Raw genomic sequence first — 15,451 nt, forward strand, 5'->3', positions numbered from 1 at the left:
CGGGCCGCGCCGCCCCGGGACCGGGCGGCTGGCTCAGCGACCCTTCGCGGGGACCCTGGCCTTGAGGAGCATCTCCTCGTACTCCTCCTGCGGATCGGAGTCCAGCACGATCGCTCCTCCGGCCCCCACGGTGGCCTCTCCCCCGACGAGGACGGCGGTGCGGATGACGATGCTCAGGTCCGATTCTCCGCTGTGCGAGACGTAGCCGAGCGCACCCGAGTACACGCCTCGTGCCGAACCCTCCAGCCGGTCGATGAGTTCCATGGTGCGCAGTTTGGGGGCCCCGGTCATCGATCCGCCCGGGAAGCAGGCGCGGACGGCCTCCAGGGCGGACACCCCGGGACGCAACCGTCCCCGGACGGTGGAGACCAGCTGGTGCACGGTGGCGTAGGACTCGGTGTACATGAAGGCGGGCACCTCCACGCTCCCGACCTCGCACACCCGGCCGAGGTCGTTGCGGAGCAGGTCCACGATCATCAGGTTCTCAGCGCGGGTCTTGGCGCCGGTTCGCAGGTCGGCCGCGATCTGTGCGTCGGTGGCCGGATCCGGGTGGCGGGGGGCCGTGCCCTTGATGGGGCGGCTCTCGGCCACTCTCGCGGCGTCCACTCGCAGGAAGCGCTCCGGGGAGGCGCTCAGCACGGTCACCCCCTCCATCCTCAGCAGTGCGGCGTAGGGCGCGGGGCTCGCGGCGCGCAGGCGGCGGTAGAAGTCCAGTTCACCGCCCTCGCCGAGGTCGGGCAGGCGGACCCGGTTGGTCAGGCAGATCTCGTAGCTCTCGCCGTCGGTGAGGTGGCCCAGGCACGCCTTGACGTCGTCCACGTACCCCTCGCGCGGCTGCTCCAGGAACGCGGAGAGGTCGAGGGCGGGAGCGGAGGGAGGGGGTGCGGGCAGGGGAGGCAGTCCCTCCAGGAGGGCGCGGGTGGTCTCGATCCATTTCTGAGCGTCCGGGGCGCCGTCGGCGCAGACCACGTAGGTGCGGTCCTCGTGGTGGTCGACGGCCAGGAACCGGTCACAGCGCATCCACACCGCGTCCGGGGTGGCGGCCGTGTGGGCGCGGGCGGCCCCGCAGTCGGCTTTGAGCTCGTAGCCCAGGTAGCCCACGTACCCGCCGGTGAAGCCGAAAGGCAGGCCGGTCGCGGCAGCGGGGCGCCCCGTGCGGCGTTCGAGCGCCTCGAACACGCTCCCGGGCTCGGTCCGCGTCCCGTCGGCGGTGCGCACGCGTACGCCCCGGTCGCCGACGTCGTAGGTGAGCACCTCGGCCGTGGGGCCGGAGGCGTCCCCCAGGAAGGAGAAGCGTGCGGGCCCCTCGGGGCGGGAGCTGTCCAGCCAGAAGGAGTTCTCGGAGCCGGCGTACAGGTGGGTGAAGGCGCGCTCGGTGTCCACCGCGTAGGGCAGCACGGTGAACCGCAGGTCAGCGGCAGGGTGGGCGGGTACGGGGGCGCTTCCTGCCACGTCCACCGGATTCCCGGTTCCGGTTTCGGTCGGGCCGCGGTGCTTCCGGGCCAGTTCCAAGAAGTTGGCGATCAGCTCGGCCCCGTACTCGCTGGCGATGGATTCGGGGTGGAACTGCACCCCCCAGCGCGGCAGGTCGCGGTGGCGCAGCCCCATGATCACGCCGTCCTCCGCCCAGGCGGTGGCCACCAGGCTCTCGGGCAGGGGCTCGGGCACGGCCAGCGAGTGGTAGCGCACGGCGGTGAAGTCCTGCGGGATTCCCGCGAAGAGATCCGTTCCGTCGTGCCGGACCCGGGTCAGATGCCCGTGGCGGGGCTCGGGCGCTGAGGCCACCTCACCACCGGCCAGGTGCGCGATCGCCTGGTGACCCAGGCACACTCCCAGTACCGGGATCTGCGTCTGTTCCAGCAGATCGGGGACTCGCCCCAGATCACGCGCGGTCTGCGGGCGCCCCGGCCCCGGGGAGACCACGACAGCGTCCACCGAAGCGGGATCGAAGTCAGCCCAGCCCGGGTCGTCGTTGGTCAGCACCCGGGGCTCCTCGCCGAGCACACCGGACAGGAGCTGGAACAGGTTGTACGTGTAGGAGTCGTGGTTGTCCACGAGGAGAACGCGCATCCCGCCCTTTCTGGAACGGCCTACGGATCGCGATATCCCAGGTTACGTCGTTTGGGGTGGTATCGGAGGCCTCTGGCCCTGGCGGCGGGATCCGTCGAGGAGTAAACAGGAGGGAGGTGGGTCTGGCCAGGCCCCGTACTGTCGAAGGAGTTGAGCCGTGAACGTCTTCGTCGCCGCGATCTCGATCGTGGTCGTGCTGGGGTTGGCCTTCTTCTTCGTGCTCACCGTCACCGAGGTCGGCCAGGCCGTCAAACAGCGCTACACCAAACCCCCGGTCGCCCCGGATCCCCAGCCGGCTCCCCCGCCGCTGGACGCCGCAGCCCAGGAGCTGCGCATGCGCTACGCGCGGGGCGAGATCAGCCGCGAGGAGTACCTCCAGCGCAAGATCGACCTGGAAGAGTACTGACGCCGCCCCACTGCAGATCCACTCCACGTTCCACACGCGAAAAGCGGTTGACACCCGGAACCGAGTGGGTACAGTACTCCTCGTCCTGTTGTCTACGATTGAGGTGGACGTTGCGCATCTAGGTTCGCGATCATCACGCGGTGCGGAGCCGGTAACCGGTCTGTCCGTCGCGTGTACGGAACCTTGGTGCATGAGCCGTCCCTGTCTCGTCCAGGACCCTCTCGCCTCTCCTTACGGTCCTCTCGGCTGGCCGCCGCGTGGTGCTCGCATACGAAGCCCTTCCCACACCGCTTCCGTCTGCGAGAACACCCATGTCAAAAACCAGCACCACCACGAGTGCCGCGGCCGCCGTCGCCTGCTCCGACCTGTCCTTCCAGTGGAAGGACGGCACGGTCGTCTTCGAACGCCTGTCCCTGACCCTGGGCAGGGGCCGCACCGGTCTGGTCGGCACCAACGGCGCTGGCAAGTCCACCCTGCTCCGGCTGCTGGCCGGGCAGCTGCATCCGTCCCGGGGGTCGGTGACCATCGGCGGCAGCCTGGCCTACCTGCCCCAGAACGTCACCCTGGACACCGGTGTGCGGGTCGACCAGGCGATGGGCATCGCCGACAAACGCGCCGCCCTGCACGCCATCGAAGCCGGAGACGCCTCCGAGCATCACTTCGAGACGGTCGGTGACGACTGGGACATCGAGGAACGCACCCTGGCTGCCCTGGGCTCGCTCGGCCTGGACGGGGTCGAACTGGACCGCAACGTGGGCCAGCTCTCGGGTGGTGAGACCGTCCTGCTGCGCCTGGCCACGGTCCTCCTCGCGCGCCCCGACGTCCTTCTGCTCGACGAGCCCACCAACAACCTCGACCTCTTCGCCCGCCGCAGGCTCTACGACACCGTGGAGACCTGGCGCTCCGGCTCGCTGGTCGTGGTCAGCCACGACCTCGAACTCCTGGAGCGGGTGGATCGCATCGCCGAACTGCGCTCCGGCTCGGTGGCCATCCACGGGGGCGGCTGGACCGACTACCAGGAAGCCCTGGCGGTCCAGCAGGAAGCGGCCGAACGCACCCTGCGCGCGGCCGAGTCCGACGTGCGCCGCCACAAGCGCGAACTGGAGGAGACCCAGATCAAACTGGCCCGCCGCCAGCGCGCCGCCAAGAAGGCCGCCATTGACGGCGGAATCCCGAAGATCGTCCAGGGCGCGCTGAAGCGGGCCGCCCAGGAGTCCGCGGGCAAGCTCAGGGGCACCCACGAGGACAAACTCGACGAGGCGCGCGAGCGCCGCGAGGAGGCGGCCGAAGCGGTCCGCGACGACGCCGAGATCCGGGTGGACCTGCCGCACACCGAGGTGCCCAACGGCCGGTCCGTGCTGAGCCTGAGCGGGGTGCGCACCCGGTTCGGCCGGCTGCGTTGCGGCGATCTCCTGGTCAGCGGTCCCGAGCGGATCGCCCTGGTGGGCCGCAACGGCGCGGGCAAGACCACGCTGCTGCGCGCCATCGCCGGACTGGAGGCCCCGCTGGAGGGTGAGGTGGAGGTGTCCGTGCCGACACGGTTCCTACCGCAGCGGCTGGACGTCCTCGACGAGGGAGTCAGCATCGCGGAGAACGTCGGCAACGCCGCGCCTGGCGTGAGTACCCAGCACATCCGCGCCCAGCTGGCCCGGTTCCTGTTCAAGGGCCACCGGGCCGCGCAGATCGCCGGGACCCTGTCCGGCGGTGAGCGCTTCCGGGCGGCCCTGGCGGCGACGATGCTGGCCGCACCGGCGCCGCAGCTGCTGATGCTGGACGAGCCCACCAACAACCTGGACCTGTCCAGCGTGCGGCAGCTGGCCAACGCCTTGGCGGCCTATCAGGGCGCGCTGCTGGTCGCCAGCCACGACCTGCGCTTCCTGGAGTCCATCGGAATCACCCGGTGGCTGCTGTTGGACGAGGACCTCCAGGAGACCACCGCCGAGGAGGTGCGCGAGATGTTCACCGGAACAACCACCTCCTGAGCCGGATCGGCCCGCCCGGAAACCCGGGCGGGCCGGTGGTCCTGCCAGCGCTTCCTCGGCCTCAGCCCTTCATCTCCTCCAGGGTCTTGCCCTTGGTCTCCTTGACGAACTTCAGCACGAAGAAGAACGACAGGAGCGCGAACCCCGCGTACATCACGTACGCCCCCGGCAGGCTCCAGTCGCGCAGGCTCGGGAAGCTCACGGTGATCAGCCAGTTGGTCAGCCACTGGGTCGCGGTGGCCACGGCCATCGCGGCGGCGCGAATGCGCAGCGGGAACATCTCGCCCAGCAGCACCCACACGACCACACCCCAGGACAGGGCGAAGAACAGTACGAACGAGCTGGCCGCGGTCAGCGCCACCGCACCCCACACGAAGGGGAGAACGACGTCCTCACCGGTGCCGGTGGCGTGGCTGAACGCGTAGGCGGCCGTCGCCAGCGCCACCGTCATACCGGCCGAACCCACCAACAGCAGGGGTTTGCGGCCGATCCGGTCCACCAGCATGATCGCGATGACGGTACCCACGATGTTGACCACCGAGGTGAACAGGCTCAGCAGGAGCGAGTCGGCCTCGGCCACGCCCACCGACTGCCACAGCGAGCTGGAGTAGTAGAAGATGACGTTGATCCCCACCAGCTGCTGGAACGCCGAGACCGCCATACCGATCCACACGATCGGCAACAGGCCGTAGCGGCCGGTCAGGTCGCGCAGTCTGGGCCGCACCTCCGAGCCCAGGGCCTTCTTGATCTCCTCGATCCGCCGCTCGATCCGGGACTCCCCGCCGCCCTCGACCTCGTGCAGGATCTGGCGGGCGCGGTCCACCCGCCCCACACGCACCAGGTACCGGGGCGATTCGGGGATGACCAGGCTGAGCCCGAGGTAGACCAGCGCGGGCAGGACCTCGATGCCCAGCATCCACTGCCAGGCCTGTACGGGCCCCAGCATGTTGTGCGCGCTGCCGTCGGCCGCCTGCGCGATCGCGTAGTTGACCAGCTGCGAACAGGCGATGCCCAGTACGATGGCGAGCTGTTGCAGGGAGGCCAACCGGCCCCGGTAGGCGGCGGGTGAGACCTCGGCGATGTAGGTCGGTGCGATTACCGAGGCCATACCGATGGCCACGCCACCCAGGACGCGCCAGGCGGTCAGGTCCCAGATCGAGAACGGCAGGGCGGTACCGATGGCGCTGACCGCGAACAGCGTGCCGGCGATCTGCATGACCCGGATCCGGCCCAGCCGGTCGGCGAGGTTGCCGGCCGTGGCCGCGCCCACCACACATCCCAGCAGCGCTGCGGCGATGGTGAAGCCCAAAACTCCGGAGCCCACGTCGAACCGCTGCTGGATCGCGTCGACCGCGCCGTTGATGACCGCACTGTCGTAGCCGAACAGGAACCCGCCCATCGCGGCCGCCGCCGCGATCATCGTGACGTGGACCAGACTGGCGTCCCCCTCGGACACGCCACTCCGGCCGCTGCCGACTCCACTCACTCCGGACTCCCTCCCCTGGGCACGCCCGACAGCCCGGGCTGGCACCACGATGCAGCACGGGTCGCGGACATGCGTGAACGCAACGCTGAGGAGGCCAAACACAAGTCGGTCCTTGGCCCTCGGACAACCGCCGGGGACTTTACTACTGATCCTTTCCATAAGTGCGCATAGGGGGTGCCCTAAGTTGCCTAATGGTGATTTGATTGGCCATCAGTGTCCGCATCCGGCCACCTACCTGTCGGTACACGCCATCAGGCAAACAAGACTTCAACCGGTTTTTGGTGGGTTCGGTCACTGTGCAGGATCGCTCCCACCCTGCAAGATCAACCCCGTGACGACATTCGACACCCAGGCCGAGAAGGCCCTTCGCCGTGAGACCCCCACCCGCGACGAACTCCTGGAGGTGCTCACCAGTACTGACGACGACCTGATGGACCTGGTCGCCGCCGCTTCGCGGGTCCGACGTCGGTACTTCGAGCGCCGTGTCAAACTCAACTACCTCGTGAACATGAAGAGCGGCCTGTGCCCCGAGGACTGCTTCTACTGCTCCCAACGCCTGGGTTCACAGGCCGAGATCGTCAAGTACACCTGGCTCAAGCCCGACCAGACCCGTGAGGCCGTCTCCCACGGGGTCAAGGCCGGGGCCAGCCGCGTGTGCCTGGTGGCGAGCGGGCGCGGCCCCACCGACCGCGACGTGGACCGCCTCGCCCCGGCCGTGGCAGGGATCAAGGACGAGTACCCCGGAGTGGAGGTCTGCGCCTGCCTCGGGCTGCTCTCCGACGGGCAGGCCGACAAGCTCCGCGACGCCGGGGTCGACGCCTACAACCACAACCTCAACACCTCCGAAGAGCGCTACTCCGACATCTGTACCACCCACGAGTTCGCCGACCGGGTGGAGACCGTCGAACAGGCCAAGCACGCCGGGCTCTCCCCCTGCTCGGGGCTGATCGCCGGGATGAAGGAGAGCGACGACGACCTCATCGACGCCCTGTTCGCCCTGCGCGAGCTGGGCCCGGACTCGGTACCGGTCAACTTCCTCATGCCCTTCGACGGCACGCCCCTGGAGGGCACCTGGGAGCTGACCCCGCAGCGCTGCCTGCGCATCCTGGCCGCAACCCGCTTCGTCTTCCCCGACGTGGAGGTGCGCCTGGCGGGCGGGCGAGAGATCCACCTGCGCTCCCTGCAGCCCCTGGCGCTGCACATCGCCAACTCGATCTTCCTCGGCGACTACCTCACCAGTGAGGGCCAGGCGGGCAAGGACGACCTGGAGATGATCGTCGACGCCGGTTTCGTGGTGCAGGGGGCGGGTGAGCCCACCCTGCCGGGTGAGCGCCACGACCTGCTCAAGACACGCCAGCGGGGCGCTGGAACCGCTCTTCCGCCCAACGCCTGACACCCCTTCCGCCGGTACCGGGTGACCGGTGACGGGCGTCCTGCCACTGGCGTGACCGACGGGCGCCGCGCTCCCCCGCGCGGCGCCCGCCCCTTCCCCTCCTGGCTGGCCTCAGGCCCTGGGGACGGGCGGCTGCTCGCCCTGCCAGATCGGCAGTTGCTGGTAGTACTGCGCCTGTTCGGCCAGAGCGGCGTCCTCCTGCCGGTCCCGGACGCACTTGGCGAGGGTGAACGTGGACGTGATCACGAACAGCACGCTCATTGCGAGGAAGGCGCGCATCCACAGGTCGACGGGAAGGTAGACGATGCCGATGCCGACCCCCACGGTGGAGACCGCGAAGGCGATCATCGACTGCAGATAGAACTGGGGCGTGGACCGGGGCTGAGGGATCGGTGCGTTCATGCGTCCATGGTGCGCGGGCCCGCCGCCCCACGCCTGAGTACGCCTACTCAACCCGCCAACGAGCCGCCCTGCTCCTGGACGCGGTCGGGGACGAACGCCGACAGGTCCACCCCGGGGTCCTCACCCATCGCCAGCCGGGCGGCGACCACTCCCTGGAACGGACCGAAGGTCAACCCCTGCGAACCCAGCCCCGTGGCGACCAGCACACCGGGCAACCGCTCGATGGGGCCGAGCAGCTGCAGACCGTCGTGGGTGCCGGGCCGAAACCCCACCCGGGTCTCCACCACCGTGGCGTCGGCCAGTCCGGGGAGCACGTCCAGCGCGGTGGACAGGTTGTGCAGCATTCCCGAGGCGGTCACCCTGCGGTCGAACCCCGCCTCGGGCTCGACCGTTCCGCCGGTGACCACCCGGTCCGGGGCGAAGGCGCTCACGAAGTAGTCCCTCTCCCCGAAACGCACCACCGGCCAGCCGCGCGTGTCCCGGCCCGGGAGCGCGAAGTGGGTCATCTGCCCGCGCACCGGGTGCACCCCCAACCCGACCCCGGCCACCGCCAGCAGGCCCGCCGACCACGCCCCGGCCGCCACGATCACCGTCGGCGCCTCCAGGTCCTCGGCGCCCACCCGCACCCCGGTCACCCGGTGCCCGTTCCACAGCAGCTTGGCGTCGCCCTTGTAGTAGTGCAGCCCCCGCTCCTCGGCGGCGTTGAACAACGCCGCCCGGGCCACCCGGCCGTTCAGCCGGGCCAGCCCTTCGATGTACACACCTCCGTAGGGTTCGGGAACCAGCGGGAAGTGCTGCCGGGGCTCACCCTCGGCCAGGCGCTCCACCCGCCCCATGGACGCGAACTCGGGGCGCTCCGCAAGCGTGCGCAGCAGCTCGAACCCCGCGTCGTCCCCCTCACGGTCCACCGACATCCCGCCGACCACCTCGTAGCCGGTGGCCTGCCCGTCCTCGGCCAGCTCGGCCATCAGCCCCGGGTAGTGCTCGGCGGCGCGCGCCTTGAAGTCCCACAGCGGCGGCGCGTCCCACGGGAACGGCCACGGGAAGACGATCCCCGTCCCGGCCGCCGTGGCCTGCCCCAGATGGGAGGAGTCCACCAACGCCGTGGACACTCCCTTCTTGGCCAGGTGGAACGCCGCGCTGGTCCCCACGATCCCGCCACCCACAACGATCACGTCCATGGCATCCACCCTGCCCCGGGCGGCCTGCCCGAACAAGCCGTTCGGCCCGCGTGCCGGTCCGCTAAACCGGGTAGGGGACCGCGATACGCTGCGGCTTCTCCCACGAAGCCCGGCCCTCTCAGCTCTTTTTCCTTCCCAGGAGGTCGAATGGACGGTTACTCCTCATACGGGGTCGCCCTGATGCGTCGACCCAGCCCGCGGCTGGCCGACGGCATCGTCACGCACATCGCCCGAACCCCGGTGGACCCGGTGCTGGCCGCGCGCCAGTACACCATCTACCAGGAGACGGTCGCCTCGGCCGGCTGGCGGGTGCACGAGGTGGACCCGGCGCCCGAGCACCCGGACTCGGTGTTCGTGGAGGACCCCCTGGTGGTCTGCGAGGACCTGGCGGTACTGACCCGGCCCGGGGCCCAGACCCGCCGCGGCGAGGTCGAGGGCGTGGAGCGCGCGGCCCGTACCCTGGGCCTGCGGGTGGCCCGGATCGAGGCTCCCGGAACCCTGGACGGCGGTGACGTCCTCCAGGTCGGCGAAACCGTCTACGTGGGTGTGGGCGAGCGGACCAACACCGAAGGCGCCGACCAGCTCGAACAGATCCTGGCCCCGATGGGCCGCAAGGTCCACCGGGTCGCGCTGGGGCGGGCCCTGCACCTGAAGTCCGCCGTGACCGCGCTGCCCGACGGAACGCTCATCGGCCTGCCCGAACTGGTCGCGGCCACCTCGCTGCCGCCGATCCGGCGCCCCCCGGAGGAGCCGGGCGCGCACGTGCTGCCACTGGGCGGCCGGGACGTCTTGGTCAGCGCAGCCGCGCACGAGACCATCCACCAGCTGACCGCGGACCACTGGCGGGTGCTGCCGGTGGACATCTCCGAGTTCGAGAAGCTGGAGGCCTGCGTGACCTGCCTGAGCGTGCTGGTCCCCGACCGCGCCCGGCCCGACGGCGATTAGGGCTCCGCGTCCGCCCCTTCCCGTATCGTCGGACAGCGCCGGGTGCTGGGCGCGCGAGTCCGGACCCGCCCCCCCGGGCGGTCAGCTGCCCGCGAGCCTGCGGCTTCGGCCGCGGGCAGCTGACCGCCCTGCGAAATTGACTGGCGCCGTGCGGCACCAGCTGGCACCGTGCCTTCTCGGTAAGGAGTGTCGACACGAGCCGCTGATGCCCCCGGGGCATCAGCGAACGGGGAAGAGGGATCCATGAGCGGTGCGGTCAAGCTGGTCCGGAACGAGGAACTGAGCTCAGTGGCGGAGTACGCCTACGCGGCCACGGCACAGGCCCCGGCCCGGGTGGTGTGGACCGCAGGCGCCTGCCCGTTGGACGAGCACGGCGCCACGGTGGCCGTGGGCGACTACGCGGGCCAGGCCGAGCAGGTGATGCGCAACCTGGTCACCGCGTTGCGCGGGGCGGGCGCCGAGCTCACGGACGTCGTGAAGACCACGGTGTACGTGGCCTCCACCCGGCAGGAGGACCTGGTGAAGGCCTGGGAGGTGGTGCGCTCCCACATGGGTGGGCACGACGCTCCCAGCACCCTGCTGGGTGTGGCGGTGCTGGGCTACGACGACCAGCTGGTCGAGGTGGAGGCGGTGGCCGTCACCTTCTGAGGCCGTCGGGCACCGCAGCGGGTTCCCCGCGCTCTCGGAAGGTGCGCCGGTAGGTCTCCGGCGGCACCCCGAGCGCGCGGCGGAAGTGCTTGCGCAGGGTCGCGGCGGTGCCCATACCGGTGCGAGCGGCGATCTGCTCGATGGTGTCGTCGGCGGTCTCCAACAGTTCCTGGACGCGGTGCACGCGCTGGTGGTGCAGCCAGCGCAGCGGGGTCAGCCCGGTCACGGCCACGAATCGTCTGGTGAGGTTACGGGTGCTCATGTTCGCCTCCCGGGCCAGGTCCGGCACGGTTAGCGGCTCGTCCAGGCGCGCGCTCGCCCACTGCAGCAGGTCGGCGAGCGCACGACCCGGCTCCTGGGCTGCCGGGGCGGCGATGAACTGGGCCTGGCCGCCCCTACGGTGCGGCGGGACTACCAGACGGCGGGCGATCGCGTTGGCCACGCCCGCGCCGTGGTCGGTGCGGACCAGGTGCAGGCACAGATCCATCCCGGCGGCCTTGCCCGCCGAGGTCAGCACCGAGCCCTCGTCGGTGTAGAGCACGTCCGGCTCCACCCGGACCCGCGGGTAGCGGGCGGCGAGCGCGGCGGTGTGCATCCAGTGCGTGGTGGCCCGCCGCCCGTCCAGCACACCGGCGGCGGCCAGTACGAACGCCCCAGTACACAGCGACACGATCCGTGCGCCCCGCCTGTGGGCGGCGCGCACGGCCGCGACGAGGTCAGGCGGTGGATCGGCGGCGACGTCGTCGAAGGCCGCGACGATCACGGTATCCGCCGTGGCCAGTTCGGCGTACCCGAAGGCGCCCTCCACGCGCAGCCAACCGCCGAGAAGGGACCGCTCCGAGGCACATACCCCGAAGTCGTACCAGGGGTCGACCAGGCCGCGGTCGACCCCGAACACCTCCAGTGCGGCGGCGGCCTCGAACAGCATGGCGCCGTCGTAGAGCACCAACCTCACTGACCCGGTCATGTCTGAAATTATACGCATGTGGTCGTTTAAGACACTCGTGCACGGAGATCCGATTGGTGAACATGGACCCATGAACCCCAACCACCGAACGGTCGCCGTCTTCGGCGCCTACGGGCACACCGCCGTCTTCGTCCTCGCCGAACTGCGCCGACGCGGTCTGCCCCCTGTTCTGGTCGGCCGCGACCACGAGCGACTGCACGCTCTGGGCCGAAAGTTCCCGGAGTCCCCCGCCCGGGTGGCCTCCCTCGACGACACGGCCTCCCTGGACCGCGCGCTGGCCGGTACGGCGGCGGTGGTCAACTGCGCGGGGCCCTTCGCCGTCACCTCTCCCGCCCTGCTCGACGCCGCGCTGCGCGCCGGGATCCCCTACCTGGACGTGGGAGCGGAACAGGCCGTGGCACTGGAGACCTTCCAACAACATCAGGCGCAGGCCCGGGAGATCGGGGTGGTGGTCGTTCCGTCGGTGGCGTTCTACGGCGGTCTGGGCGACTTGCTGGCCACCGCGGCGATGGGCGACTGGTCCGAGGCAGAGGCGATCGACATTGCATTCGGGCTGGACGGCTGGGAGCCCACCCAGGGCACACGCAAGACCGGACGACGCAACGCCGGACGACACGTGGTGTACTCCGGGGGCCGCTTCCACAGTCCCGCCCAGCAGCCCGAGACGAGCGACTGGGAGTTTCCCGCTCCGCTGGGCGTCCAGAAGGTCACCGAGTTCTCCACTGCCGACCAGGTCACCGTCTCGCGCCATCTGCGCACCCCAGACATCCGCGCGCACATGAACCTGGCACCCCTGCGCGATGTGCGCGACCCCGACACCCCCGAGCCCCGGGCAGCCGACGACAGCGGGCGCTCGGCGCAGACCTTCGTCGTGGACGTGGTCGTCCACCGGGGCGCGGAGAAGCGGCGGGCGAGCGCCTCGGGCCGCGACATCTACGCGGTGACGGCGCCGCTGGTGGTCGAGGCCACCGCACGGATGCTCGACGGCCGGGTGCGTGGATCGGGTGGGGTCTACGCCGTCGGGGAGCTCTTCGACGCCGAGGACTTCCTGCGGTCGCTCTCCCCGGAGCACCTGACCCTCGACCTGCCCGGCCACCGAACGATCACCACTTCCTGAACCCCGCTCAGCGGCGGGCCCGGTGGGCGGCCACCCGTTCCCTGGTGGCGCAGCGGCGCGAACAGTACCGGCGGCGGCTGCCGTGCGCGGTGTCGATGAACACCAGTTCGCAGCCGCGCGCCGCGCACACCCCGCCCGGCAGTCGTTGGCGGTCGCTGACCAGCAGTGCCAGCAGCATGCTGGCCGAGGCCAGGAACCACTCGGCCAGGGGAGCCTCCTCGTCGTCGCTGTCCACGTGGAGGTGCCAGCTGAAGGTTCCGCCGTGGTTGCTCAGCCGGGGCGGGTGCGCGGTCCGGCTGAGCAGGGCGTTGACCCGTTCGGCGGCCTGGTCCAGGGAGTCCGCGGCCAGCACGGAGCGCAGTTCGTCGGCGGCCGCACGCAGCTCCGCCACGTCCTCCGCGGTGGTCACAGGGTCGACCTCGCCGTGCGCGCGCAGGACCGCGTCCACCTCGTCCGGGGCCACGTTCGGGGCGGCCAGGGCGTTGAGGAGGTCGGCGGTGCGGTCGACGACGGCCTGCACCGCCCCTACGGCGATCACCGGTTCCGTTGGCTTCATGCTCCCAATGTAACGCCCATGGTGCGTTCTGGCGTTACTCAGTACCGTACGGGAGATGACCCAGCGCCATGCCCTGCCCCGCTACCTGTTCGGGGCCGCCGCGGCCAGGACCGGCGACGAGATGTCCGGCCCCGCCCTGCTGCTCCTCGGGGTGGCCGCCACCGGCACCGCCACCACGGGTTCGACGCTGCTGGCCGCGGTCACCGCGACCGCCGCCGTGGGCGGACCGGCGGTGGGCGTCCTGCTCGACCGGGCGCTGCGCCCCGGCCGGGTCCTGGCCACGGTTCTCGCCGTCTACGCCGCCGGACTGGCCGCGGTGGCCCTGCTCCTGGACCGACTCCCCCTCGCCCCCGTGCTGGCGCTAGCCCTGGGCATCGGCCTGCTGGGCCCCGCCCTGTCCGGCGGGTGGACCGCGCAACTCCCCCGCCTTCTACCCCCGGCCCGCATGACCAGGGCCAACGCCTGGGACGCGATGACCTTCAGCAGCGCCAGTCTGATCGGCCCCGCTCTGGCCGGGGCGGTCGCGATCACCGCCGGTGCCACGGCCGCGGTGGTGGCCTCGGTGGCCCTGGTCTCCCTCACGATCCCGGTGGCCTGGTCCCTGCCAGCACGCCCCGCTCGCCCCGAACCCGCTCCGGTGCTCGGTGAGCTGGCCGCCGGAGCCCGCGCGGTCCTGGGCAACCGGGCCCTGCTGCGGGCCACCGTGGTCACCACGGTCTCCATCGCCGGGACCGGTGTGCTCGTGGTGAGCCTCCCCGTGCTGGGCCAGAACCTGCTGGGCGGGCCCGAACGCGGCGCGATGCTGCTCTCGGTGATGGCGGTGTCCGCACTGTCGGCCAACCTGGTTCTGGCCAGGCACCCGCTGCCGGTACGCCCGGACACCGTGGTTCTGGTCTGTGTACTGCTCCAGGTGGCGGGCGTGGCGGGTGTGTTCCTGGCGCCCTCCGCGCCCTGGCTGATCCTGGCCGCCACGGTGGTGGGCACCGCCGAGGGACCTCAGCTGACCAGCCTGTTCGCGGTCCGCCACCGGGAGGCGCCCGAGCGGCTGCGCACCCAGGTGTTCACCACCGCCGCGAGCCTGAAGGTCAGCGCCTTCGCGGCCGGGGCCGCCCTGGCCGGACCGCTCGCCGACTTCTCCCTGCCCCTGTGCCTGGCCGCGGCCGCCGCACTCCAACTCTGCGCTGCCCTGGTCCATGCGGCGGTGCGCTCTACCAGTTCCCCGAGTCCGGCTCACGGATCAGGGGCCGACCGGTGAGCCGGGCACGGGAGTGCAGGACAGAAACCGGCCTGCACCCCTGGCAGACTCGGGGCATGAAGTCGACATCGGCCCGGCTGCTCCAGCTCCTGTCCCTGCTCCAGACCCGCAAGGACTGGCCCGGCAGTGACCTCGCCGAGCGCCTCGAGGTCAGCCCTCGCACCGTCCGTCGCGACGTGGACCGCCTCCGCGAACTGGGCTACCCCATCCAGGCGACCATGGGCACCGGCGGCGGCTACCAGTTGGGCGCGGGCGCGGCCCTGCCCCCGCTGCTGCTGGACGACGACGAGGCCGTGGCGGTCGCGGTGGGGCTGCGCACGGCGGCCCAGGGCGGGGTTTCGGGGATCGAGGAGACCTCGGTGCGGGCACTGGCCAAACTCCTCCAGGTGTTGCCCTCCCGGTTGCGCCGCCGGGTGGACGCGCTGGGGACCTTCACCGTGCCGATGCCCGGCGAGGGGCCCACCGTCGACTCCCAAACCCTCACCCTGGTGGCGGCGGCCTGCCGGGACAGCGAGCGACTGCGGTTCGACTACGAAAGCCACGACGGCACCACCAGCCGCCGGGTCGTGGAGCCGCACCGGCTGGTCTCCCAGGGGAGGCGCTGGTATCTGGTGGCCTGGGACACCGACCGCGACGACTGGCGCACCTTCCGGGTGGACCGGTTGCGCCCCCTCACCCCGACCGGCCCGCGGGTCCCCCCGCGCGACCCGCCTGAACAGGGAGTGGCCGCCTACCTGACCGACCGGATGAACCTGCACATGTGGCCGATCAAGGCCCGGATCCGTCTCAAGGTGTCGGCGGAGACCGCGCTGGCGGGTCCGGCCGCCCGCTACGGCCGTATCGAGGCGGTGGACGAGCACTCCTGCGTGCTGCTGTGCGCGAGCGAGGACCTGGTCGGCATGGCCTGCTACCTGGCCATGTTGGACCTGGAGATGGAGGTCGAGGAACCCGCCGAGCTACGCGAGGAGATGGCCCGCCTGGGCGAACGCCTCACCCGCACGGGCCGGGACACGGAGCGGTCCCACCAGTCCGGGGCCTGAACA

14 protein-coding genes are annotated in these 15,451 nt (G+C 71.1%); 8 read left to right on the forward strand and 6 right to left on the reverse strand.

Going from position 1 to position 15,451, the window contains the following annotated elements; translation table 11 throughout:
- Positions 1–33: 33 nt before the first annotated feature.
- Positions 34–2,070: an aminodeoxychorismate synthase component I gene (gene pabB / locus HNR07_RS07120; RefSeq protein WP_184363530.1), complete on the reverse strand. Its 2,037-nt coding sequence runs from the start codon at positions 2,068–2,070 to the stop codon at positions 34–36.
- A 157-nt stretch (positions 2,071–2,227) separates the two neighbouring features.
- On the opposite strand from pabB, the gene HNR07_RS07125 reads away from it, so the two are divergent.
- Positions 2,228–2,476, forward strand: coding sequence for an SHOCT domain-containing protein (locus HNR07_RS07125; protein WP_017580236.1), 249 nt, complete (start codon positions 2,228–2,230; stop codon positions 2,474–2,476).
- 311 nt (positions 2,477–2,787) lie between these two features.
- Entirely contained in the window at positions 2,788–4,458 is a 1,671-nt protein-coding gene (locus HNR07_RS07130; RefSeq protein ID WP_184363532.1) for an ABC-F family ATP-binding cassette domain-containing protein, read from the forward strand.
- A 61-nt stretch (positions 4,459–4,519) separates the two neighbouring features.
- Here HNR07_RS07130 and HNR07_RS07135 read toward each other — a convergent pair whose 3' ends face one another.
- Positions 4,520–5,914, reverse strand: a complete 1,395-nt coding sequence (locus HNR07_RS07135) for a sugar porter family MFS transporter (protein WP_184371633.1) — start codon at positions 5,912–5,914, stop codon at positions 4,520–4,522.
- 361 nt (positions 5,915–6,275) lie between these two features.
- On the opposite strand from HNR07_RS07135, the gene bioB reads away from it, so the two are divergent.
- Complete coding sequence (gene bioB, locus HNR07_RS07140) at positions 6,276–7,337, forward strand: biotin synthase BioB (protein WP_184363534.1); 1,062 nt, start codon at positions 6,276–6,278, stop codon at positions 7,335–7,337.
- A gap of 111 nt (positions 7,338–7,448) precedes the next feature.
- Here bioB and HNR07_RS07145 read toward each other — a convergent pair whose 3' ends face one another.
- Both HNR07_RS07145 and HNR07_RS07150 read right to left on the reverse strand, forming a co-directional pair.
- Positions 7,449–7,739: a YiaA/YiaB family inner membrane protein gene (locus HNR07_RS07145; RefSeq protein ID WP_184363536.1), complete on the reverse strand. Its 291-nt coding sequence runs from the start codon at positions 7,737–7,739 to the stop codon at positions 7,449–7,451.
- A gap of 47 nt (positions 7,740–7,786) precedes the next feature.
- Positions 7,787–8,920, reverse strand: a complete 1,134-nt coding sequence (locus HNR07_RS07150; protein ID WP_184363538.1) for an NAD(P)/FAD-dependent oxidoreductase — start codon at positions 8,918–8,920, stop codon at positions 7,787–7,789.
- Between the two features lie 147 nt (positions 8,921–9,067).
- Between HNR07_RS07150 and ddaH the strand changes: the two genes are divergently transcribed.
- Both ddaH and HNR07_RS07160 read left to right on the forward strand, forming a co-directional pair.
- Positions 9,068–9,865 (forward strand): dimethylargininase, encoded by a 798-nt coding sequence (gene ddaH / locus HNR07_RS07155; RefSeq protein WP_184363540.1) that lies wholly within the window; start codon positions 9,068–9,070, stop codon positions 9,863–9,865.
- 243 nt (positions 9,866–10,108) lie between these two features.
- Positions 10,109–10,513 (forward strand): RidA family protein, encoded by a 405-nt coding sequence (locus HNR07_RS07160; RefSeq protein ID WP_184363542.1) that lies wholly within the window; start codon positions 10,109–10,111, stop codon positions 10,511–10,513.
- Here HNR07_RS07160 and HNR07_RS07165 read toward each other — a convergent pair.
- Positions 10,503–11,480, reverse strand: coding sequence for a helix-turn-helix domain-containing protein (locus HNR07_RS07165; RefSeq protein ID WP_184363544.1), 978 nt, complete (start codon positions 11,478–11,480; stop codon positions 10,503–10,505). The two genes, HNR07_RS07160 and HNR07_RS07165, sit on opposite strands and share 11 nt — an antisense overlap.
- Positions 11,481–11,550: 70 nt before the next feature.
- Here HNR07_RS07165 and HNR07_RS07170 point away from each other — a divergent pair, with 70 nt between their 5' ends.
- The gene (locus tag HNR07_RS07170) at positions 11,551–12,597 is read left to right on the forward strand and encodes a saccharopine dehydrogenase family protein (protein ID WP_184363546.1); all 1,047 of its coding nucleotides are present in this window, start codon (positions 11,551–11,553) and stop codon (positions 12,595–12,597) included.
- 7 nt (positions 12,598–12,604) lie between these two features.
- Here the strand turns inward: HNR07_RS07170 and HNR07_RS07175 are convergent, their stop codons facing one another.
- A complete protein-coding gene (locus HNR07_RS07175; protein ID WP_184363548.1) occupies positions 12,605–13,153 on the reverse strand; it encodes a CGNR zinc finger domain-containing protein in 549 nt (182 codons plus the stop codon).
- Positions 13,154–13,208: 55 nt separating this feature from the next.
- Here HNR07_RS07175 and HNR07_RS07180 point away from each other — a divergent pair, with 55 nt between their 5' ends.
- Both HNR07_RS07180 and HNR07_RS07185 read left to right on the forward strand, forming a co-directional pair.
- The gene (locus HNR07_RS07180; RefSeq protein WP_184363550.1) at positions 13,209–14,408 is read left to right on the forward strand and encodes an MFS transporter; all 1,200 of its coding nucleotides are present in this window, start codon (positions 13,209–13,211) and stop codon (positions 14,406–14,408) included.
- A 56-nt stretch (positions 14,409–14,464) separates the two neighbouring features.
- On the forward strand, positions 14,465–15,448 hold the full coding sequence (locus HNR07_RS07185; RefSeq protein ID WP_184363552.1) for a helix-turn-helix transcriptional regulator: 984 nt from the start codon (positions 14,465–14,467) through the stop codon (positions 15,446–15,448).
- The last annotated feature ends 3 nt before the right edge of the window (positions 15,449–15,451 follow it).

It is taken from the genome of Nocardiopsis metallicus (assembly GCF_014201115.1).
Classification (GTDB): domain Bacteria; phylum Actinomycetota; class Actinomycetes; order Streptosporangiales; family Streptosporangiaceae; genus Nocardiopsis; species Nocardiopsis metallicus.